At 48.4% G+C, this 22,800-nt stretch carries 19 protein-coding genes and 1 tRNA gene; 1 reads left to right on the top strand and 19 read right to left on the bottom strand.

The genetic code is table 11. The annotated features are described in order from the left end of the window. Window positions 1-303: 303 nt before the first annotated feature. From rnr to D1B31_RS13160, 15 genes are all read right to left on the bottom strand, one after another. The gene (gene rnr / locus D1B31_RS13235; protein ID WP_118921273.1) at window positions 304-2,676 is read right to left on the bottom strand and encodes a ribonuclease R; all 2,373 of its coding nucleotides are present in this window, start codon (window positions 2,674-2,676) and stop codon (window positions 304-306) included. 30 nt (window positions 2,677-2,706) lie between these two features. Next, the gene (locus D1B31_RS13230) at window positions 2,707-3,453 is read right to left on the bottom strand and encodes an alpha/beta hydrolase (RefSeq protein WP_118921272.1); all 747 of its coding nucleotides are present in this window, start codon (window positions 3,451-3,453) and stop codon (window positions 2,707-2,709) included. 712 nt (window positions 3,454-4,165) lie between these two features. Next, window positions 4,166-4,399: a preprotein translocase subunit SecG gene (secG, locus tag D1B31_RS13225; RefSeq protein ID WP_118921271.1), complete on the bottom strand. Its 234-nt coding sequence runs from the start codon at window positions 4,397-4,399 to the stop codon at window positions 4,166-4,168. A 430-nt stretch (window positions 4,400-4,829) separates the two neighbouring features. After that, entirely contained in the window at window positions 4,830-5,747 is a 918-nt protein-coding gene (locus D1B31_RS13220; protein WP_118921270.1) for a DUF7916 family protein, read from the bottom strand. 231 nt (window positions 5,748-5,978) lie between these two features. After that, complete coding sequence (gene nagE, locus D1B31_RS13215; RefSeq protein ID WP_118921269.1) at window positions 5,979-7,355, bottom strand: N-acetylglucosamine-specific PTS transporter subunit IIBC; 1,377 nt, start codon at window positions 7,353-7,355, stop codon at window positions 5,979-5,981. A gap of 258 nt (window positions 7,356-7,613) precedes the next feature. Next, entirely contained in the window at window positions 7,614-8,909 is a 1,296-nt protein-coding gene (gene eno / locus D1B31_RS13210; RefSeq protein WP_118921268.1) for a phosphopyruvate hydratase, read from the bottom strand. A gap of 41 nt (window positions 8,910-8,950) precedes the next feature. Beyond that, entirely contained in the window at window positions 8,951-9,193 is a 243-nt protein-coding gene (locus tag D1B31_RS13205) for a hypothetical protein (protein WP_142922588.1), read from the bottom strand. A gap of 344 nt (window positions 9,194-9,537) precedes the next feature. After that, window positions 9,538-11,073: a 2,3-bisphosphoglycerate-independent phosphoglycerate mutase gene (gene gpmI / locus D1B31_RS13195; RefSeq protein WP_118921265.1), complete on the bottom strand. Its 1,536-nt coding sequence runs from the start codon at window positions 11,071-11,073 to the stop codon at window positions 9,538-9,540. Next, window positions 11,073-11,828, bottom strand: coding sequence for a triose-phosphate isomerase (gene tpiA / locus D1B31_RS13190; RefSeq protein WP_118921487.1), 756 nt, complete (start codon window positions 11,826-11,828; stop codon window positions 11,073-11,075). Before tpiA ends, gpmI begins: the two co-directional genes overlap by 1 nt. 223 nt (window positions 11,829-12,051) lie before the next feature. After that, complete coding sequence (locus tag D1B31_RS13185) at window positions 12,052-13,236, bottom strand: phosphoglycerate kinase (RefSeq protein WP_118921264.1); 1,185 nt, start codon at window positions 13,234-13,236, stop codon at window positions 12,052-12,054. A 329-nt stretch (window positions 13,237-13,565) separates the two neighbouring features. Further along, window positions 13,566-14,573 carry a type I glyceraldehyde-3-phosphate dehydrogenase gene (gene gap / locus D1B31_RS13180; RefSeq protein WP_118921263.1) on the bottom strand — a complete coding sequence of 336 codons (1,008 nt, stop codon included), beginning with the start codon at window positions 14,571-14,573 and terminating at the stop codon, window positions 13,566-13,568. 189 nt (window positions 14,574-14,762) lie between these two features. Then, complete coding sequence (locus tag D1B31_RS13175; protein ID WP_118921262.1) at window positions 14,763-15,788, bottom strand: sugar-binding transcriptional regulator; 1,026 nt, start codon at window positions 15,786-15,788, stop codon at window positions 14,763-14,765. A 148-nt stretch (window positions 15,789-15,936) separates the two neighbouring features. After that, window positions 15,937-16,191 carry a glutaredoxin family protein gene (locus tag D1B31_RS13170; RefSeq protein WP_118921261.1) on the bottom strand — a complete coding sequence of 85 codons (255 nt, stop codon included), beginning with the start codon at window positions 16,189-16,191 and terminating at the stop codon, window positions 15,937-15,939. A 69-nt stretch (window positions 16,192-16,260) separates the two neighbouring features. Continuing rightward, window positions 16,261-17,565 carry an RNA polymerase factor sigma-54 gene (rpoN, locus tag D1B31_RS13165; protein ID WP_240035259.1) on the bottom strand — a complete coding sequence of 435 codons (1,305 nt, stop codon included), beginning with the start codon at window positions 17,563-17,565 and terminating at the stop codon, window positions 16,261-16,263. A gap of 195 nt (window positions 17,566-17,760) precedes the next feature. Continuing rightward, a tRNA-Arg gene (locus D1B31_RS13160) sits at window positions 17,761-17,832 on the bottom strand. Between the two features lie 221 nt (window positions 17,833-18,053). Here D1B31_RS13160 and clpP point away from each other — a divergent pair. Further along, on the top strand, window positions 18,054-18,659 hold the full coding sequence (clpP, locus tag D1B31_RS13155) for an ATP-dependent Clp endopeptidase proteolytic subunit ClpP (RefSeq protein WP_118921260.1): 606 nt from the start codon (window positions 18,054-18,056) through the stop codon (window positions 18,657-18,659). A gap of 577 nt (window positions 18,660-19,236) precedes the next feature. Here clpP and D1B31_RS13150 read toward each other — a convergent pair. From D1B31_RS13150 to rapZ, 4 genes are all read right to left on the bottom strand, one after another. Continuing rightward, entirely contained in the window at window positions 19,237-19,494 is a 258-nt protein-coding gene (locus D1B31_RS13150; RefSeq protein ID WP_118921259.1) for an HPr family phosphocarrier protein, read from the bottom strand. 188 nt (window positions 19,495-19,682) lie between these two features. After that, window positions 19,683-20,630, bottom strand: a complete 948-nt coding sequence (whiA, locus tag D1B31_RS13145) for a DNA-binding protein WhiA (RefSeq protein ID WP_118921258.1) — start codon at window positions 20,628-20,630, stop codon at window positions 19,683-19,685. 259 nt (window positions 20,631-20,889) lie between these two features. Further along, window positions 20,890-21,870, bottom strand: a complete 981-nt coding sequence (locus D1B31_RS13140; RefSeq protein ID WP_118921257.1) for a gluconeogenesis factor YvcK family protein — start codon at window positions 21,868-21,870, stop codon at window positions 20,890-20,892. Beyond that, window positions 21,867-22,760 (bottom strand): RNase adapter RapZ, encoded by an 894-nt coding sequence (gene rapZ, locus D1B31_RS13135; RefSeq protein WP_118921256.1) that lies wholly within the window; start codon window positions 22,758-22,760, stop codon window positions 21,867-21,869. The genes D1B31_RS13140 and rapZ overlap by 4 nt, the downstream gene beginning before the upstream one ends. Window positions 22,761-22,800 lie beyond the last annotated feature (40 nt).

Below are 22,800 nucleotides of genomic sequence, written 5' to 3'. Positions count from 1 at the left end.
GATTCAACATCATAAACAGCAGTAGCCAGTTTTCGCCTTTATTAACCGGCCTTTCATTCACTTGAATTTGGAGTTTCCGGTTCTTATTGCGAAATAAATATGTTTACCAATTTCGTCTTTGTATTAGCGAAATTTCGCTGTTTATTATCCAATTAGGCCCTTTTATTATCCAATTTTTACGTTTTATTATCCAATTCCGTACATTTATTATCCAATTCATCCAAGGCACCGTTTTTGCAAAAAGAGAACGAAAGAGAGCCTCAATGAGGCCCTCTATCTTTCCGCTAAAATGCCAGCAGGCTCTTACCGCTTCTTCCGCTTCGCGCCCTTATTTTTCGGGGCGTTTTCGTAGAATTTACGTTTCTTTTTCTTCTTGGCTTTATCGCCTTCCCCGGAAGCACCAGGTTCTGTGCGGCCAATGCTTTTGGAAGCCGAACCGCCAGAACGGCTTTTACCTTCTTTCCCTCTGGCAGGCTTTTTATCGGAACCGCTCGTCCGGAAGATGCGGCCTTCCCCGCTTCGTTCGCGCCTTGTGCCTTTCATGCCGACGATTTCAAAATCGATCGACCGCTCGTCTTTGTTGACGTTGATGACGCGGACGGTAATCTCGTCGCCGATCCGGAACACGTTACCGGTCCGCTCGCCGATCATCGCAAAATGGCGCTCATCATAGCGGTAATAATCGTCCGTCATATAGCTGACATGGACAAGGCCTTCAATCGTATTCGGCAGTTCAACAAACATACCGAAGTTTGTAACCGACGATATGATGCCGTCGTATTCCTCGCCGATTTTGTCTTCCATGTACTCCGCTTTTTTCAGTTCGTCCGTTTCGCGCTCGGCATCGACGGAGCGGCGTTCCATTTTGGACGTATGCTCGGCAATCTCCGGCAATCGTGCATTCCATTTCTCGCGTGTTCTCTCATCAAGTTTTCCATTGATCAAGTACGTCCTGATCAGCCGGTGGACGATCAAGTCCGGATAACGGCGGATCGGGGACGTGAAATGCGTGTAAAATTCGGTTGAAAGCCCAAAGTGGCCAAGGCTTTCAGGATAATATTTCGCCTGCTGCATCGAACGGAGCATGACCGTCGAAACGACCATTTCTTCCGGCTTGCCCCGGACTTCTTCAATAATACTCTGAAGGGCGCGCGGATGGACATCGTTGGCTGTTCCCCTGACAAAATAGCCGAAGTTTGTAATGAACTCGAAGAACCTGCGCAGCTTGTCTTCCTTCGGATCTTCGTGAATCCGGTAAATGAATGGAACTTCCATCCAGTGGAAATGCTCGGCGATTGTTTCGTTTGCTGCCAGCATGAACTCCTCAATCAGTTTTTCAGCAACAGAGCGCTCGCGAAGAACGACGTCAGTTGGCTTGCCATCCTCTTCCACCAGCACTTGCGACTCTTTAAAGTCGAAATCAATCGCGCCGCGGTCCATTCTTTTTTTGCGCAAAATGGAAGCAAGCTCCTCCATCTGCTCAAACATCGGGACGAGCGTTTCATAACGGCCGCGGGTTTCCTCGTCTTTCTCGACGAGAATCTTGTTCACGTCGCTGTACGTCATCCGTTCCGTTGTCTTAATCACGCTCTGGAAAATCTCATGATTGACTACATGACCGGTCGAATCAATTTCCATTTCACACGACAGTGTCAGACGATTCACCTTAGGATTCAGGGAACAAATGCCGTTCGACAGCCGGTGCGGAATCATCGGGATGACCCGGTCAACGAGGTACACACTCGTCCCGCGCTCCTCCGCTTCCAAATCAATCGGCGAGCCTTCCGTCACATAATGGCTGACATCGGCGATATGGACGCCGAGCTTGTAATTCCCGTTATCGAGCTTTTTCACTGTGACAGCGTCATCAAGGTCTTTCGCATCGGCACCGTCAATCGTGACAATGACTTGATCGCGCAGGTCACGGCGTCCGTCGAAGTCGCTTTCGCTAATTTCATCCGGCACCGAGTTTGCCTGCTCGAGCACTTCTTCAGGAAATGCGAGCGGCAGCCCATGCTTATAGATGACTGACAGGATATCAACGCCCGGGTCATTTTTATGGCCGAGAATTTGAATGACTTCACCCTCGGCACTCGTCCTGCCTTCCGGATAGTTGACGATTTTCACGACAACCTTGTGGCCTTCGACAGCACCACCATTCGCCGCCTTCGGAATGAAAATATCACCAGTAAATTTCTTCTCGTCCGGAATGACGAAGCCGAAGCTCTTGCTTTCGACGTATGTCCCGACCATTTGGGTGATGCCGCGCTCAAGGATGCGGATAATCGTCCCTTCGCGGCGCTCGCCTGATGTTTCGGATGAAATCCGGACGAGCACGATATCGCCGTGCATCGCGTTGTTTGTTTCCGTCGGCGGAATGAAAATATCATCCATGCCCGGCTCCTCCGGCATAACGAACGCAAACCCTTTCGCATGGCCGGCAACCTTGCCGCGAATCAAATTCATTTTTTGCGGCAGGCCGTAGCGGTTCGCGCGGGTCCTGACAACGAGTCCCTTCTCCTCCATCTGGACGAGTGCCTTGACGAAGATCTTAAAATCGGCCGAATCTTCAATCCCGAATGCTTCTTCAAGCTCCTGGACCGTGAGCGGCTTGTAGGCTTCCTCTTTCATATATTGCAAAAGCTTGTCTATATGCGCTTGAATAATCTCTTCCAAGCGAATCCCTCCCTTACAGGGTCTTTCTCATTATTCTTTCCAATCCAGGCCTTCCAGAAACGTATAAACGTCCTCATGAAGCTGGTCTTTTTCCTTATCGAGCGTAATAACGTGCCCCGATTCCTCGTACCACTTGATTTGCTTGTTGACAGACTCCGCCTGGCTGTAAATAATATTGGCACTGTCGATATCCACCATATGGTCAAGCCGCCCTTGGACAACGAGCAGCGGTGCGTAAATCATGTCAACATGGTCCCGGACATCCAGGATTAATTGCTGCAGCGACTTCAGCGTTTTCATCGGCGTCTGGCGGAATTCCGCCATCTCCTGATTGATTTCGTATTCTGTTTTGCCCTCATGCTGCTTGAACTCGCGGGCATATGCCAGCACGCCCTGGTACAGCGTTTCCTCACTCTTGAAATCCATCGGCGCACACATCGGAATAATACCCTTTACAGGTACAGTGTAACCCAGCTTCAAGGAGAATACCCCTCCAAGCGACAGGCCGGCGACCGCAATCTCGTCATAACCCTTATCTTTCAAAAATTGATAGCCGTCTAACACGTCCTGCCACCAGTCTTCGGGACCGGTTTTCACAAACTCCTCCGGCGGCACGGCATGCCCCTTATAATGCGGCGCGTGGCTTGTATAGCCTTTTTTCTCAAGAAACCGGCCCAGCATACGGACATCCGCCGAGCTTCCCGTAAATCCGTGCAGCAATAAAACCGCCCGCTTGCCAGCTTCGAACGTAAACGGTTTTGGTAATTGTACTTTCATTTATATAAACTCCTTCTTTGCATATCTTCCTTTAGTTTAAGCAAATCAGGAGTGCACATTCCAGAAATAAGGCTCAGCCCTCTTGCATAACACTTCAAACGCATTTTCTGAATTCTTTGGGCGAATCGCTACCTTGCACGTCATTCAATCTGTTTTCAAACGGGGCTTTGGCGCGAATCGCAGCCTTGCGCGCCATTCAAATCGCTTTTAAACGAGATTTTGACGCGAATCGCAGCCTTGCGCGCCATTCAAATCGCTTTTAAACGAGACTTTGACGCGAATCGCAGCCTTGCGCGCCATTCAAACTGCTTTTAAACGAGACTTTGGCGCAAATCGCAGCCTTGCGCGCCATTCAAATCGCTTTTAAACGAGACTTTGACGCGAATCGCAGCCTTGCGCGCCATTCAAATCGCTTTTAAACGAGACTTTGGCGCGAATCGCAGCCTTGCGCGCCATTCAAATCGTTTTTAAACGAGACTTTGGCGCGAATCACTGCCTTGCGCGCCATTCAAACTGCTTTTAAACGAGACTTTGGCGCGAATCACTGCCTTGCGCGCCATTCAATCTGCTTTTAAACGAGACTTTAGCGCAAATCGCAACCTTGCGAACACTTCAACCGCTTTTTGCAAAACCACTGTCGCAAATCGCATATAAGTTGAAAAAAAAAAAAAATAAAGCCCGGCACGAAGCCGGGCTCAATTTTTGAGATTGATTAAAGCTTAAAGTATGTTACGGCAGCGGTTAGGACAAAGAACAGTACCGCGAGGACAACCGTAATCCGGTGAAGGATCAGGTCGATACCACGGGCTTTTTGCTTACCAAAAAGTTGTTCTGCCCCGCCGGAAATCGCGCCGGAAAGTCCTGCGCTACGGCCTGATTGTAGTAATACAACAACGATTAGTCCAATTGATACGATCACTAAAAGCGTTACGAGCAGTGCATGCATGAAGGCTACCTCCTGTTAGGCGTTCGTTTACAGTATTTCTAATTTAACATATAATCCCGGTTTTCACAATAGCGGGATTTGTGGAGGTTTTAAGCAAAGCGCTATTCGAATTGCCCCCATCTAATTTTAAACCCTCATCTTCGGTGTTTTCTCTGTGACCGAATTCATGTCTAGCAACTCCTTTTGGGCTTAGAGAACCTGTCTCTGTGACCAAATCCATGCCCAGCAACCTCATTTGGGCTTAGAGAACCCGTCTCTGTGACCAAATCCATGCCCAGCAACCTCATTTGGGCTTAGAGAACCCGTCTCTGTGACCGAATCCATGTCTAGCAACCTCATTCGGGCTTAGAGAACCCGTCTCTGTGACCAAATCCATGTCTAACAACCTCGTTCGGGCTCAGAGAACCAGCCTCTGCATGCATCCCAATGTTTACCTCACCACCGAGGCAGCCATCCTGATATACGTGTGGCGTTTGCCGCGGACGACGATGGAGTAGGCCATGATGTTTTCTGGAAGGGCGATGCCGTGGGCGCCGGCGTCTCCGATATGGTACAGGTCGGCACCGGCCATCTTGCTATTGAGGGCGATTTGCCTGACGGTGGCTTCGTCAGACCCTTCCTGGCTTGTCCCGGTCGTAAGGATTGCTAGTGCGCCCTTTTTATGGACGATATCGACGAGCTTGGACGTTTTTTCAACTGTAAAGCCCGGAACCGTTCCCGGCGATGGAATCAGGATGATATCGGCTCCTGCCTCAATAAAGCCGTGCAAGGTTTCTTCGCTCATGATGGTGCTTCCGGTTTCTCCTGCGACACCGGCGCCATGCATTTTTCCGGCGATGATCAGGCCTTCAGGGCCAAACACTTCGCGTCCGACGGAAATTGCTTTCGTTATTTCTGTATTGGAAACCCCTGTTTTCGGATTGCCTGTCAGGCAGACGAAATCGAAACCAAGCTCTTTCGCGCGGCGAATCGATCGTTCCGTTGCAATCCGGCCTTCTGGCAGCTCTGTAAGTTTCTCCAGCTTTTCCGCGGACATGTCAACTGGTTCAAGGTTCAAGCCAATAGGCCGGCCGACAAGCTTCTTCAAATCTCGGATAATTTCTTCAGGATGATCATTCGGCATTCCCTGCATTTCCGGATTGAAGACATCAAAGAAGTTAACGAGAATTAAGTCTGCCCCGAAGGCTGCCGCCATTTCAGCGTTTGTGACGGCCGGGTAAATTGGCGTGAACGCACCGATGACTTCTGATAAGAGTGTTCTTCCTTCAGAGGCAATGATTGATTTTTTAATATCCTGGCCGGTCATTTTGGCAAAATCGGACGCTGTACAGTCAAGGATTCGTTTCAACGTTATCAGCCACCTTCTCAATTTGTAGTTAAAAACTTCCTGTTACCGCCATTTTTTCATAAGTTGAACAGGAATTCAAATTGACGCACAAATTAAGTAGCCTGCATCCCCGGTATCAGGAAGGATGACCCATCCATAAGGCGAAAAGTGTTTAAAGCAAGCCACAAGGTTCATTTTGCACATGTAAAAACACCCGGCGGTACGGGGACCGCCAGGCGCTGTCTTCGATTCTTATAGTTTCTTGATTTCGTTTGCAAGGAATTCGACGTCTGTGCCGACGATGACTTGGACGTCTTGCTTCGTCAATTTAAGAACACCTTTGGACCCGAGCTGCTTGAGGCGTGCTTCGTTGACGACCTCGCTATCCTTGACGCGAAGACGCAGACGGGTGACGCAGTTGTCAACATTGAGAAGGTTTGCTTTTCCGCCTAATGCATCAACGTATTGGACTGCTGCTGTATGGTAGTCGCCTTTGATGCTTGTGCTTTCTTCGAATTCTCCTTCTACTTCGTCTTCACGGCCTGGTGTTTTCAGGTCAAGCTTCGTGATAAGGAAGTAGAAGATGACAAAGTAAATGGCTGCGTACACAAGGCCGACGAGCGCGAGTAGGAGCGGCTTTGTGGCGATTCCAAAGTTCAGGAAATAGTCGATGGCGCCTGCCGAGAATCCGAATCCGTGCCTGATGCCCATCAGATAAGTGACGGCAAGTGAAATTCCAGTCAATAGGGCGTGCGCAACGTAAAGGACTGGGGACAGGAACATGAATAGGAATTCGATTGGTTCAGTGATCCCTGTCAGGAATGATGTGAAAGCAAGACCAATCATGACCCCGGCAACCGCTTTGCGCCTTTCTTTCTTGGCTGCGGCAACCATGGCGGCAGCTGCGGCTGGAAGGCCGAACATCATGACTGGGAAGAAGCCTGTCATAAAGATGCCCGCATTCGGATCTTTCGCGAAGAAGCGGGACAGGTCGCCTTTGACGATTTTACCGGCTGCGTTTGTGAATTCACCGAATTCGAACCAGACGAGTGTGTTGAGAACATGGTGCAGTCCGAGCGGGATGAGCAAACGGTTCAAGAAGCCGAACGCCCCAACCCCAAGTGCGCCTGCGCCGACGATCCAGTTGCCTAGAGAGTTGATCGCATGCTGTACAGGCGGCCAGACGTATCCGAAGACTCCGGCAAGGACGAGCATGACAAGCGCGGTAATAATCGGGACAAAGCGGCGTCCGCCGAAGAATCCGAGCCAGTCAGGCAGTTTCGTATCATGATATTTGTTGTACAGGAGACCCGCGATGACCCCGGCAAGGATCCCGCCGAGAACAGCCATGTTGATATCTTTGTTGATGGCTGCTGTACCGTTTGTCAAAATAAGGTAACCGATGGCGCCGGCGAGACCGGCGGCACCGTTGCCGTCTTTGGAAATTCCGACAGCAACACCGATGGCAAAGAGCAATGCAAGGTTTGCGAAGATGGCGTCACCTGAGGCCGCTATAAATTTAATATCCAATAAGTCCGGCTGGCCAAGGCGCAGCAATAGCGCAGCTGCAGGCAACACAGCGATCGGCAGCATGAGCGCACGTCCGATCCGCACCAAAAATCCTAACATACAAATCCACCTCTTCTTTCTGATTTTTATTAGAACTCTTACAACAAAAGGCAAAAAGGATAAATAGTCCCTTTAACCCCCTACCTTTATATTAGCACTATATTTGTACAGGTTAAATAATATGTGTCGAAAATTCGCAATTTTTAATATTATTCTATTTTTATATGTGCAAAATCGGACATTTTCCAAATAGATGGAAAAAAGGGCACGCATTTGGCTGCGTGCCCCTTTTGTTTCATCTAACATTTTATTCAAAGATTATTTCTTCAAGTTATAGAAGCTCTTCAGGCCGAGGTATTGTGCTGTTTCAGCAAGCTGGTCCTCGATACGGAGAAGCTGATTGTATTTTGCCACACGGTCGGTACGGGATGGCGCACCTGTCTTGATTTGGCCTGCATTCGTCGCAACAGCGATGTCCGCGATGGTCGCGTCTTCTGTTTCACCTGAACGGTGGGAGATGACAGCTGTATAGCCCGCGCGCTTCGCCATTTCGATCGCGTCGAATGTCTCGGTGAGTGTACCGATTTGGTTTACTTTGATCAAGATGGAGTTGCTGACCCCCTGCTCGATTCCCTGCGCCAATTTCTTCGTGTTTGTCACGAACAAGTCGTCACCAACAAGCTGGACTTTGTCGCCAAGGCGCTCAGTCAGAAGTTTGTGGCCGTCCCAGTCGTTTTCATCAAGGCCGTCTTCAATCGAAATGATTGGGTACTTAGATGCCATTTCTGCATACCAGTCGACCATTTCTTCTGAGGTTTTCACAACGCCTTCACCGGAAAGGTGGTATTTGCCGTCTTCTCTGTTATAGAACTCGGAAGCAGCCGCATCCATAGCAAGCATGATTTCTTCGCCTGGCTTGTAGCCGGCTTTTTCAATTGCTGTAACGATTGTTTGAAGTGCCTCTTCGTTGGAGCCAAGGTTCGGTGCAAATCCGCCTTCGTCACCAACCGCTGTGTTCAAGCCTTTTTCTTGCAAAACAGATTTCAGGCTGTGGAAAATTTCCGCACCCATGCGAAGCGCTTCACGGAAGTTCGGCGCGCCAACAGGCATAATCATGAATTCCTGAATATCGACGTTGTTGTCCGCATGCTCCCCGCCGTTAACGATGTTCATCATTGGAACTGGCAGCTGCTTGGAGTTGAAACCGCCAAGGTATTGGTAAAGCGGGATGTCAAGGTAGTCTGCTGCAGCGTGAGCGACTGCCATGGAAACACCCAGGATTGCGTTCGCGCCAAGCTTTCCTTTGTTTTCAGTGCCGTCCAGCTCGATCAGCGCGTGGTCAACGCCAACTTGGTCAAGGACGCTGTACTCACCGATTAGTTCAGGCGCAATCAGGTCATTCACGTTTTCAACAGCTTTCAGGACACCTTTTCCAAGGTAACGTCCTTTGTCTCCGTCACGAAGCTCGACTGCCTCGTGCTCGCCTGTCGACGCACCGCTTGGGACAAGCGCGCGGCCAAATGCGCCGGAATCAGTGAAAACTTCTACTTCAACAGTTGGGTTACCGCGGGAATCAAGTACTTCGCGCGCATATACATCAATAATAAATGGCATGGATTATCTCTCCTTTTAGTTGGTTTTGCTTGTGTTGCTGGTTACTTCGAGTTTGCAATCATCGTTAATTGGCGCATAAACACCGCTTTTTGGCGCATAAATCGCCGAAATTGGAGCATAAACACCGCTAATTGACGCATAAATCGCCGAAATTGGAGCATAAACACCGCTAATTGACGCATAAACCGGAGAAATTGGCCCATAAGCATTGCGAATTGACGCATAAACACGGTATGCTGCCCGAGTTTATAAGGAAGCGCCACGCACAAGCGGCTTTTTTGCAAAAACTCCCCCATCTAACACGGTATGCTGCCCGTGTTTTTTAAGGAAGAACCGCGCGATTAAAGCAGCTTTTGCAAAAAATCCCCATCCAGCATGGTATGCTGCCCATGCTTTTAAGGAAGAGTTGCGATTAAAGCGGCTTTTGCAAAAATCCCATCCGGCACGGTATGCTGCCCGTGCTTTTGAGGAAGAAACGTGATTAAGCGGCCTTTTGCAAAAACCTATCCGACACGGTATGCTGCCCGTGTTTTCAAGGAAGATTCGCGTACAAGGCGGCTTTTTTGCAAAAATGGCTTGGTTCGCTCCTGCAATCAACCGCCAAACGGGTCAAATTTCCCCACGAGGCTTACTTCTTCAGCAGTGTATTTCCGGTCATTTCCTTCGGCTGTTCCAGTCCGAGCAAATCAAGAATGGTCGGAGCGAGATCGCCAAGGATGCCGTCTTCACGCAGCTCCACATCTTTCTTTGTCAAGATGACTGGTACTGGGTTGGTCGTATGCGCGGTCATCGGGTTGCCTTTGATGGTGACGACCTCGTCGGCGTTGCCGTGGTCCGCTGTAATGATGGCCGTTCCGCCTTTCTGCAAAAGGAGGTCGACGATTTTACCGAGACATTCATCAACGACTTCGACCGCCTTAATTGTCGGCTCGAGCATGCCCGAGTGGCCGACCATATCAGGGTTGGCGAAATTGAGCAGAATGCATTCGAACTTATCTGCTTCAATTTCTTTCAAAAGGGCATCCGTCACTTCGTATGCGCTCATTTCTGGCTTCAGGTCGTACGTTGCAACCTTTGGTGAATTAATGAGAATCCGCTCTTCGCCAAGGAACTTTTCTTCCCGGCCGCCGCTCATAAAGAACGTGACGTGCGGATATTTTTCGGTTTCCGCGATGCGGAGCTGTTTCATTTTGTTCTGTGAAAGTACTTCACCGAGAGTGTTATCAAGATTCGATGGTTTGAAGGCCACGTAGCCATCAACCGATTCACTAAAGTGTGTCATGCAAACGAAATACAAGTTTTTCGGATGTTCGGGGCCCCGGTCAAAGGCGCGGAAATCTTCATTTGTAAAGGTGTTTGAAATCTGGATGGCTCTGTCTGGACGGAAATTATAGAAAATGACCGCGTCATTGTCTTTGATTTTGCCAACCGGCTCACCCTCAGCATCTGTGATGACAGATGGCAGCACGAATTCATCGAAAATCCCGTGCTGGTAGGAGTCCTCGACTACCTGCATTGGTTCAGAGTACTTTGGTCCGTCGCCATAAACCATTGCCCGGTAAGCTTTCTCGACACGGTCCCAGCGTTTGTCACGGTCCATCGAGTAATAGCGTCCGGAAATGGTCGCGAATTGGCCGACGCCGTACTCTTTGATTTTCTCCAATGTCTGCTCAATGTATGTCCCTGCCGTCTGCGGGCCGACATCACGGCCGTCCAGGAAAGCATGGAGAAATACTTTCTCGACGCCTTTATCGGCAGCAAGCTTCAAGAGCGCGAACATATGTTCAATATGGCTATGAACGCCGCCGTCTGACAAGAGGCCGAACAAATGGAGCGCTCCGCCATTCTTATTGATGTGCTCCATTGCGCCGTTAAATGTTTCATTTTCCGCAAATGCGCCTTCACGGATGGCGATGTTCACCCTCGTCAGGCTTTGATAGACAATCCGGCCGGCCCCAATATTGAGGTGCCCGACTTCGGAGTTGCCCATCTGCCCTTCAGGAAGGCCGACCGCTTCCCCACTTGCCCGTAGCTGGGCGTGCGGGTACTCATTCCAAAAACGTTCGAAATTCGGTTTTTTCGCTTGTGCGATTGCATTTCCGTAACGTTCGCCGCGCAGGGCGAAACCGTCAAGGATGATTAAGGCTACGGGGGATTTCTTCATTACTTCCCCGCCTCCAAGAGCTGAAGGAATGATTGTGGTTCAAGGCTCGCGCCGCCGACGAGCGCTCCGTCGATATCCGGCTGGGCCATGTATTCCCCAATATTTTCAGGCTTTACGCTGCCGCCATACTGGATGCGGACTGCTTCAGCCGCTTCCTGTGAAAACTTGTCTGCCACGACTTTACGAATATGGGCGCACACTTCGTTCGCATCTTCAGCTGTTGATGATTTGCCAGTGCCGATCGCCCAAATTGGTTCGTATGCAATGACAGTTTGTTTGACTTGTTCTTCCGTCAGGCCTTCGAGAGCTTTCTCAATCTGGCCGCCGACGAAGTCATTTGTCTCGCCGTTTTCACGCTGTTCGAGCGTTTCTCCGCAGCAGACGATTGGAACAAGGCCATGTTTGAATGCAGCAAGCGTCTTTTTGTTTACTGCTTCATCTGTTTCGTTGAACATTTCGCGGCGCTCCGAATGGCCGAGAATGACGTATTTTACGCCAAGATCAGCAAGAGCGACAGCGCTGATTTCCCCTGTGAAGGCGCCATTTTCTTCAAAGTGCATATTTTGCGCGCCGATTCCAACCTGAGAATCCTTGATTTCTTCGACTAATGGCTGCAAAAACAGTGCCGGGGCACAGATGACTGATTCGATCTGGCTACTGTCCGGTACAAGGCCTTTTACTTCTTCAACAAAGCTTTTTGCTTCGGTTAATGTTTTATGCATTTTCCAGTTACCCGCAATAATTGGTTTCCGCATTGTTGGGCACATCCTTTCTACGAACTTCCCTCTGTTGATTTCCGCTCCGGGCACACGCTTTCCGCGGAGCGTCAGTGGAGCCTCCTCGGCGCTAAAAGCGCCTGTTTGGCTAGCTGCAGCGCCTAGCCCCTCGAGGTCGCTTCCGCTTTTCATGGGGTCTCCACCTTGCCGCTACATCCCGCCGGAGTCGGTGCCCTGCGCTTCAATCAACCAGAATAAAAATTTATTTATCATTCAATGCGACTACGCCTGGGAGGTCTTTGCCTTCCATGAATTCAAGGGAGGCGCCGCCGCCGGTGGAGATGTGGCTCATCTTGTCTGCAAGGCCGAATTTTTCGACCGCTGCAGCTGAGTCGCCGCCGCCGATGACCGAATATGTACCTTCGGATTCAGCAAGGGCTTTAGCAACTGCTTTCGTTCCTTCGGCGAATATATCAAACTCGAATACACCCATCGGCCCGTTCCAGATGACCAGCTTCGAGCTCTTGATGACGTCACTGTAGAGTTCACGTGTTTTCGGCCCGATATCGAGTGCTTCCCAGTCGGATGGGATTTCGTCGATTGAAACAATTTTGGTATTCGCATCCGGTGAGAAGTCATCCGAAATCACGACATCAACCGGCATATGGAACGAAACGCCTTTTTCCTTTGCCTTTTCCATAAACGATTTTGCTAGATCGATCTTATCTTCTTCAAGCAGCGATTTGCCAATCTCATGGCCCTGGGCTTTGACAAACGTATACGCCAGGCCGCCGCCAATAATCAGGTGGTCCACTTTATCAAGAAGGTTTTCGATGACGCCAATCTTGTCCTTTACTTTAGCGCCGCCGATAATGGCCGTGAATGGGCGTTCCGGATCGGAAAGGGCTTTGCCAAGTACGTCAATTTCCTTTTCCATCAGGAACCCTGCGACCGCTGGCAGATAATGGGCAATTCCTTCTGTAGAAGCATGAGCCCTGTGCGACGTGCCGAATGCATCATTGACATAGATGTCCGCGAGCGAAGCAAATTCTTTTGCCAGCTCAGGGTCGTTTTTCTCCTCACCCGGATAAAAGCGGACGTTTTCGAGAAGAAGGACATCTCCCTCGCTCATGCCGTCGATTTGCTTTTTAACCGAGTCGCCGTACGCTTCATCGGCTGTGAGGACAGTTTTGCCCAAATGCTCGCTAAGGCTTGCGCCAACAGGTGCGAGGCGCATTTCTTCAACCACTTTGCCTTTCGGACGGCCGAAGTGGCTTGCAAGGATGACTTTTGCGCCCTGGTCCATTAAATACTGGATGGTCGGGATGACAGCGCGGATCCTTGTTTCGTCCGTGATTTTGCCGTCCTGCATCGGAACGTTTAAGTCCGCCCGGCAAAATACGCGTTTCCCTTTCACATCCACATCTTTTAACGTCTTCTTGTTCATGGAATCCCTCCTGGAACGTTGATTTCTCAAACATTTTAAATAAAGGCTGTGTTAAAAATGTATATGGATTTATAACTACGTTGATTGGAGCGCAGGGCACCGACTCCTGCGGGATGAAGCGGCAAGGTGGAGACCCCGCAGGCGCTTTTAGCGCCGAGGAGGCTCCACTGACGCCCCGCGGAAAGCGTGTGCCCGTAGCGGAAATCAACAAACAAATTTAACACAGCCTAAATAAAAAAGGAGAGGGGGAATCATCCCCGCTCCCCGTTAAAAGCAACTTCATTATAGATGTTTTTTTATACGATAGCCAATTTTACCCGTAGGACGGATTAAATGCCTTTTTCAGCGATGTATTCGCAAAGGTCAACTACACGGCTTGAGTAAGCGAACTCGTTGTCGTACCAAGAAAGGACTTTCACCATGTTGCCTTCTAGAACCATCGTGGACAAGCCATCAACAATGGATGATTCCGTGCTGCCGTTGTAGTCAGAAGAGACTAGCGGAAGATCAGAGAACTTAAGAACTCCCTTCAACGGGCCTTCAGCCGCTTCCTTCAACGCCTGGTTCACTTCATCAGCTGTTGCGTCTTTCTCAAGCTCCGCTACAAGGTCAACAACAGAAACGTTTGGAGTTGGAACACGCATAGCCATCCCATTCAGCTTGCCTTTCAGTTCTGGAAGAACAAGGGCAACCGCTTTTGCAGCACCAGTTGTTGTTGGAATGATGTTTTCAGCTGCAGCACGCGCGCGGCGATAGTCTTTATGCGGCAAATCAAGGATTTGCTGATCATTTGTATAAGAGTGGACAGTCGTCATCATGCCGCGCTTGATGCCGAATTTGTCGTTAAGTACTTTTGCAAAAGGCGCAAGGCAGTTTGTCGTACATGAAGCATTCGAGATGACATGGTGGTTCGCTGCATCATACTTGTCATGGTTAACGCCCATTACAATTGTGATATCTTCATCGGAAGCCGGAGCAGAGATGATGACTTTCTTCGCACCTGCTTCAAGGTGTTTCGCAGCGTCAGCGCGGTTAGTAAAGCGGCCTGTTGATTCAATTACAACTTCAACGCCAAGGTCGCCCCAGCCAAGCAATGCAGGGTCGCGCTCTGCAAGAACTTTTACTTTTTTTCCGCCGACAACAAGGTTGGAGCCGTCGACTGTTACTTCCTCGGAAAGTGTTCCGTGGACTGTGTCATATTTCAAAAGGTGTGCTAGCATGTTTGCATCTGTCAGGTCGTTTACTGCAACGATTTCAATGTTCGGATTGTTAAGGGCTGCGCGGAATACGTTACGTCCGATACGTCCAAATCCGTTAATACCTACTTTTAATGCCATGAGTTAGTTCCTCCTTTTATTCGGTAAGGCTTTAGTTTTTTGGCTTTGTTAATTGGCTGTTGATTTCCACTTCGGGGACACGCTTTCCGCGGACACATCCCGCCGGAGTCGGTTCCCTGCGTTCCAATCAACTTATTAACATAGCCTAATTTTTATATCAAAGGGTATATACCCTTTAATTAACATTTATTACCCGCTTTTTAATAGAAGCTTTGCGGCGCCTTCGTCGGTTATTAGGATTGTTTGCGGGGGCGCTTGTTTTAAATAGGAGCGAATCGCTTTTGCTTTTGAACTTCCGCCGGCTACTGCCAGGACATTCGGAATTTCCTTTAGGTCATCGAGCTGGAGGCCGATGGTGAGCACTTTATGGATAATTTCGCCCTGCTCATTGAAATAGTAGCCGAATGCTTCAGCAACTGCGTCATGCTCAACGATTTTTCTCATATCTTCTGGAACTGCTTTTCGCCGCTCCGCCATTGTGATAGCATCCCCAATTCCATGGAGAACCATGCCCGCTGACTTGATTAGTGCGAGCACTTCATGGACAAGCGGCTCCTTGATGAAGGATTCATAAATCTCAATGCTAACCTGGTCGGGAACGTAAAATACGCGGTGGCGTGATTTCGTATTAGCCGCCATGATGGCGCAAATCGTATTCGCCTGGTTTTGGACATCTTCGCCAATCCCGCCGCGGGCCGGTACAAACATCAGCTCATCATTGTAAATGCCAGGTTTCATTTCTTCAGCAACAGCGGCCATCGTCGATCCGCCTGTCACGGCAATGATATTTTTGCCAGCAAGAAGCTGTCTCATTCCCTTAACTGTCGCGCGGCCCATTTCCTTTTTCGCCAATGGCGATAAGTCGCTGTCACCTGGAACGATAATTACGTTGCGGATCCCAAGCCTATGTTTCAGTTCCATTTCCATTACATCTATACCCTTTAGCTCCCGCATTAAGCTTTCAAGGTCTTCAAGCAAATTCTTTCCTTCGTCCGAAAGAGACATCCCGCCAGCATTGGAAACAACTAAATTTTGTTGTTTAAGGAAGTCTACTTCTGCACGCAGAACGCGCTCTGAATAACCAAGATTCGTGGCTAAACTTCTTCTGCCGACTGGCTGCAAAAAATTAATTGTCTTAAGGAGCGAATATCTTTCCTGCATAACTGCAAGCAAGTCAGGTAATAATCTTTTTTGAATGTCCAGAAATGAATGCATCTTGGCAGCTCCTTTGCAAAAGTGAAGAAAGTGTCCTGATGGATGTTGGGACGTTTTTTGTCCCGCCTAGACAAATTATGTCCCACTTGTTGCAAAAAAAATCACTCCTGCTCAAATTCATTGTATCAGTAGTGATTTTCTTATTCAACTATTTTAACCTGCTGGATTCACGAATCAGATTGCGCATATACAATTTATCAATGATGCCATATCCTGCTTCTTCTCCATTAAGATAAACGACAGGAATCATTAAACCGAATTGCTCAGTCAATTCGTCGCTTGTCTCAATATCGATTTCTTCAAGCTCAAACGGCAGCTCTTCACGGATTTCCAATAAGTCTGCCTTCGCTTTGTCACAAAGCGGACAGCGGTCCCGTGTATAGAAATTAATTTTTACGGTCATTTCAATCATCCTTTTTAGCTTTTGCAAAATCTAAACAACGTCGAGCTTTCATTCGGAACCATGGATCCGCTAGAATCGTCTTCTTTTTGATGAAGAAAAAATGCCAAGTTGCTCCCGGTACTTGGCAACTGTCCTCCGTGAAATGGAAATCCCCTCTTGCTCTTTTAGCATCCCAGCAACTTCTTGATCCGAAACAGGACGTTTTTTATCTTCCCCTTCTATAATAGCTGAAATGATCTTTTTTACATAAGAAGACGAAGTCGGTTGGTCATCTCCGCCCATGACGCCGGATGTAAAAAACGACTTCAATTCAAACGTACCGAACGGGGTGCCAATATATTTATCCCGTACAGTCCGGCTGACAGTGGATTCATGGATATCTAGGCTTTCCGCGATTTCCTTCATGGTAAGCGGAACAAGCTGCCCTTTTCCCCAGGCAAAAAACAGCGGCTGTTTCTCGACAATTTTTGAGGCAACCTTAATGATTGTTTCATTTCTCTGTTTGATGCTCCTGGCAAGCCATTGATAATCCTGATATTTTTCCCGAAGGAATCTTATCGCCTGCTCATCATCGCTGTGGGTAATCGCCTGATACATCTCATCATTAAAATCAATTGAAGGAACTGTGCTATAAAGCTGGACATGCCAAGTCCCGTTGAATTGTTCCGCGAGAACATCCGGAATAAGGTAAGCCGCTTTATCCTGGTGGAAAACGGCTCCCGGCCTCGGATTCAATTTTTGCAAAAGATCATGGACCTCCTGAATGTCCTGGAGGCTAATTTTCAGCTCCCTCGCAAGAAGCTTCCACTTCTTTTCGGCAAAAGAAGTGAAATATCCAGAAACAATCTTCTGGGCCAAATCCGCTTTCTCGCCAAGCCGCATAAGCTGCAAAAGAAGGCATTCCTGTAAATCGCGCGCACCAATACCGGCCGGGTCCAATTGTTGGATTTTTCGGAGAGCGCCCTCTGCCTCGTCCGTGTCTATTTTCGCAATGACAGCGATTTCATTTGTGTCGCCGCGAAAATAACCATTTTCATCTATATATCCAATAAGAAGCCGAAAAATCTTCAAAGAATTCTTCAATTCGTTGGGGCTAAGTTGTGCCAGGAGGTGATCCTCCAACGTCGTCCGTGTCTCAGAGGCAATTCCGTTAATATCGAATTCAGCTTCCTTAGCGGCTTTCTTCCTCGTACGGGTTTTGAATTGTCCAGATGTTTCCACTTCCAGCAACGGGTTTTCAAGCGCCTTCGCCTCAAGGAAACGGGAAAGTTCCTGTGAATTATATTGAAGCAAAGCAATCGCCTGCGACAATTCCTGGGTCATCGACAATCTAAGCTGCATTTGCTGCGAAAGGCTCGCATTCATGTTCATCATCCGCCACTCCCCCCTCCCCCTATTCTACATCATATTGATGGAGCGCGGTAGAACAGGATATGGTGTGTAGTGAAGGAATAACTTCTCTATTGGGTGATCGCAAAGTTGTTAGAATGACCGATTCAATGTCAAAAGGACATTTTTTGCAAAAAAAATCAACGGCCCCAAATTGGAACCGTTGATTTTTATTCATAGCGCCCTCGTCAGGACTCGAACCCGAATTTCAAGAACCGGAATCTTGCGTGCTATCCATTGCACCACGAGGGCATGTAATTTGTATCACAATTTCATATTATAGTGGAAAGCCGGCAGCTTTGCAAGTGCAGAATATGTTTAAAATGGGGAACGTTGGGTAAGATGGATGACATGGATAAGGTGTCGAACGAAACTGTGCGGTGTGCGGAGTGATTTGTTTGACCTTCATTGACCATCGTTGTATGATACTTACATAAGGAAATTTATTAAAATGTTCCTAAGGAGGCAATTTCATGAATTTAATCCCAACAGTCATTGAACAGACAAACCGGGGCGAAAGAGCGTACGATATATATTCACGCCTGCTAAAAGACCGGATCATCATGCTCGGAAGCGGGATTGACGACCATGTATCGAACTCGATCGTGGCACAGCTCCTGTTTCTCGAAGCTGAAAACCCTGAAAAGGATATTTCCATCTACATCAACTCACCTGGCGGAAGCATCACAGCCGGAATGGCCATTTATGACACGATGCAATTCATTAAGCCGGACGTGCAGACAATCTGCATCGGCATGGCTGCTTCAATGGGCGCGTTCCTTCTCGCAGCTGGTACGAAAGGCAAGCGCTATAGCCTTCCAAACGCTGAAGTGATGATTCATCAGCCGCTTGGAGGCGCACAAGGGCAGGCAACTGAAATTGAAATCGCCGCCAAGCGCATCCTGTTCCTTCGCGACAAGCTGAACAATATCCTTGCGGAGCGTACAGGCCAGCCGCTTGAAACGATCGCGCGCGACACAGACCGCGATAACTTCATGACTGCTGAGCGTGCGAAAGAGTACGGACTTGTCGATCATATCATTTCTCGTAACGAAGTTGAAAAGAAGAAAGACCAGTAATTTTTGTGCAAGTCAACCCGTTTCCTGATGGAGGCGGGTTTTTTTATTTGTGGCCGCTTTTACTTTGAATCGTGCTTTTTGTGCGGATTGAGGGGTTAACTAGTTCGTTAGAAGTTCATCTTGCTAGTTATTTTTTCCGAATTCACGTAAAACGACTAGTTATAACTATATAGTCTACCATTAGAAATAACTATAAATTTCGGCAAAATATAGTAAGCGTCTGACCCCTACTACTTAGCAAGCAAATTAGTAGCAAAAATTCACTAGTCAACTCTGCCACCTATTAACTAGAAAAATCCCATTTACCTAGTTACCAACAAGTTAACAGTAGCAAAAACTAACTAGACCCCCTTCCCTAGCTCAATATGCAACATGTAGTCGTCCTCTTTTCAAAACCTCACCAAATAAAATGTTACAAAAAACCAGCCACACTCCCCTCTGAATACATTTATCGAGTCTTAGAATAACCAGTTCGCCGCTTTATTTCGGGACCCGAATGAAGCAACGGAACCGTCCCCCTGCCTCACTAAAAAAAGCGGACTCCACCCAAATATTGGCGAATCCGCTTTCAATTTTTTCAGTCTTCGTTTTGGACGTATTCGGCTAGGGCGGTTACGGCGTTTTGTTCGTCGGAGCCGTCGGCTGCGATTGTGATGAGTGAGCCGGTGCTCACTGCGAGGCTCATGAGGCCCATGATGCTTTTAGCGTTAACTTTTTTACCGTCTTTTAGTAAGTATACTTCTGATGAAAAACGGTTTGCCTCCTGTACGAACAGGGCAGCCGGCCGTGCTTGGAGGCCGGTCTTTAATTTCACTTCCACTTCTTTTTCTACCATCACATTTTTCCTCCTTTATTTATTGTTACGGCAGCTGCCTAATTCATTCATGTAAATTTTATGCAAAGTTCTGCTAGTTAAATAAATGATAAGTTCTTACCGCGATACCTTTACCATGGTGCCTGGCACCCATCTGGGGTAAAAAACGTCCCGGACCGGTGCCAGGCACTTGGTATTGAAGTAAAGATTTATTTTTTCGGCAGGTCGGCTGCTCTTAGTTTTTCGGCGATTTCGTCGATTTTGCGGAGGCGGTGGTTGATGCCGGATTTGCTGATGGCACCGCCCGCTACCATTTCACCGAGTTCTTTTAAGGTCACATCCTGATAGGTGACCCGCAATTCGGCGATTTCCCTGAGCCTTTCCGGCAAAATCTGCAGTCCAACAGTTCTGTCGATGTAGCGGATATTTTCAACCTGTCTTAGGGAAGCGCCAATCGTTTTATTCAAGTTTGCTGTTTCACAATTGACTAGACGGTTGACTGAATTACGCATATCCCTGACGATTCGGACATCCTCGAAACGGAGCAAAGCGTTATGGGCCCCGATAATGTTCAGGAATTCGGTAATTTTTTCAGCTTCCTTCAAATAGGTAATATACCCTTTTTTCCGTTCTAGAGTTTTACTGTTGAGCGCGAACGTATTCATCAGCTCGCATAGCGAATCATTATGCAGTTTGTAAAGCGAAGCAATCTCCAAGTGGTAGGATGAGGTTTCAGGGTTATTGACCGATCCTCCCGCCAAAAACGCTCCCCGTAAATAGGAACGCCGGCAGCATTTCTTTTTGACAAGCCGGGGTGAGATGTTATGGATGATTGTAAAGCTTTCGCCAAGAATCATCAAATCTTCGAGAATTTCCCTCGCTTCCTCAGTAAGCCTGACAATGTAGACGTTATTCTTTTTCAGGCGCATCTTTTTCCGGACGAGCAGTTCGACCTGGATTGGATAATGCTTTTTGATCAGCGTATAAATCCTTCTTGCAATGGCGGCATTCTCCGTTTGAATATCCACCATCAGCTTCCGGTTTGAAAAGGAAAGCGAACCATTCATCCTGATCAGGGCGGAAAGTTCAGCTGTGCCGCAGCAAGGCTTAACTTCCAGGTTCGTCAATTCTTTTTTCGTTTCTGAAGCAAAAGACAATTCCTCACCTCCAGGCCAAGCAAACGTTTGCATGGCAGTTAATCATTATACGTAAACCTTATACTTTAGTTTCAACCTTTTTGCAAAAAGTCATCTTGCTAACCTTGTAGTCGCTTTCCGCGGGGCGTCAGTGGAGCCTCCTCGGCGCATCGGCGCCTGTGGGGTCTCCACCTTGCCGCTTCATCCCGCCGGAGTCGGTGCCCTCCGTTCCAATCAACTAGCTTTGAAACCTGGCTTTTATGATTTTCAAGTCCATTCCCTAAGCATGGTTGTGTTTTTCTGATTCCTCGACCAGCATCGAATGAAGTATGGCGGATACTTTCTTTGTGTCGTGGCGGAGGGCGGTTCCGTCCTGGACGGCGATTTCCGCATAGACCACTTCCACGCCCAGTTCCATCAGCTTCTCTGTGTCGTATTTAACCGGATGGGCTTTTTCCTCTTTATAAAGGAGCTGGATATGCTCATCAATTTCTTCATTGTTAACGAGAATCGTATCAATGAATGAGCAGCCCATATGCTTATAGATTGCCTTTACATGGTCACTCGCTGTATAGCCGAAAGTTTCGCCAGCCTGGGTCATCAGGTTGCATATATAGACTTTCCGTGCCTTCGCGCGGCAGACTTCATCCCCGAGCCTTTTCACAAGCAGATTTGGCAAAATGCTTGTATATAGGCTTCCTGGACCGATAATAATCATGTCAGCCTGTCTGATTGCCTGAAGTGTTTCCGGCAGCGGCTGGATATCGGAAGGGGTGAGATACACCCGTTTTATTTTTTTGCCCGAATAGGGGATTTTCGATTCTCCTGACACGACTGTGCCGTCTTCCATCTCCGCATGCAGAACGACACTTTCGATCGCTGCCGGGAGCACCTTTCCTCTAACGTTCAGAACCTTGCTCATTTCCTGGATGGCATGAGTGAAGTTCCCCGTAATCGAAGCCATTGCAGCCAAAATCAAATTTCCGAGTGAATGGCCGGACAATTCATTTGAGGTTGAAAAACGGTGCTGGAACATTTCCTCCACCAACGGTTCGACGTCTGACAAGGCCGCTAAAACATTTCGGACATCACCTGGCGGCGGGATATTCAAATCCTGCCGAAGCCTGCCCGAGCTGCCGCCGTCATCCGCAACGGTCACAATCGCTGTTATATCAACCGGATACCGCTTCAGTCCCCTTAAGAGGACTGGCAAACCGGTTCCGCCGCCAATAATTACAACCTTAGGTGTCTGTTTCGTCATGTTGTCTTTTCCTTTCGCTTCGCAATATCGCGGTGTGAAACGACAGTCTTGTATTCATCTTCAAAATAGTGGCCAATGTATTCAGAAAGCGCCACGGAACGATGCTGGCCGCCTGTGCAGCCAATCGCAATAACGAGTTGGGACTTCCCTTCCCGTTTATAATGAGGAAGCATAAATGTCAGCAAATCGGTCACTTTTGCCAGGAATTTCTGTGTTTCATTCCATTTAAGCACATATTCCGACACTTCCGACTCCAGACCCGTTTTCGGTCTCATATGCTCGATATAATGGGGATTCGGAAGGAAGCGGACGTCAAAGACGAGGTCTGCGTCAATTGGCAGGCCATGCTTAAAACCGAATGATACCACATTGACAGTGAAAATAGGCTGATTGTCCTTCGAAAATTCATTGAGAATTTTTTCTCGAAGCTCTCTTGGCTTCATTTCACTTGTGTTATAAATAACCTGGGCCCTGCCCTTCAGTTCCTCGAGCAGCTCGCGTTCAAGCTTGATGCCCTCGAGCGGCAGTCCGGAACTAGCGAGCGGATGGGACCTGCGCGTTTCCTTGTATCTTCTGACAAGCGCCGCATCGTCCGCATTCAGGAACAAGATTTTCGGGGTCACCCAGTCCGTTTCCGCGAGCTCGTCAAGCGCTTTGAACAAGTGGTCGAAAAACTCCCTGCCACGCAAATCCATGACAAGGGCGACCTTATTCATTTTGTTTCCCGATTCCTTCATCAGTTCCAGAAATTTTGGCAAGAGGGTCGGAGGCAAGTTATCGACGCAAAAAAAGCCGAGGTCTTCAAAGCTTTGAATGGCGACCGTTTTACCTGCACCCGACATGCCTGTAATGATGACCATTTGTGTTTCATTTACCGATCCGGTGCTCATGTTTTTCCCCCTTCAATAAGTGGAATCTGCCAGTCGGCAG

Origin of the sequence: Neobacillus notoginsengisoli (assembly GCF_003515685.1) — a bacterium.
Lineage (GTDB): Bacteria > Bacillota > Bacilli > Bacillales > Cytobacillaceae > Bacillus_D > Bacillus_D notoginsengisoli.
Note: the sequence above shows the minus strand (reverse complement) of the source record. Positions and strands in the feature narration are given on the sequence as shown.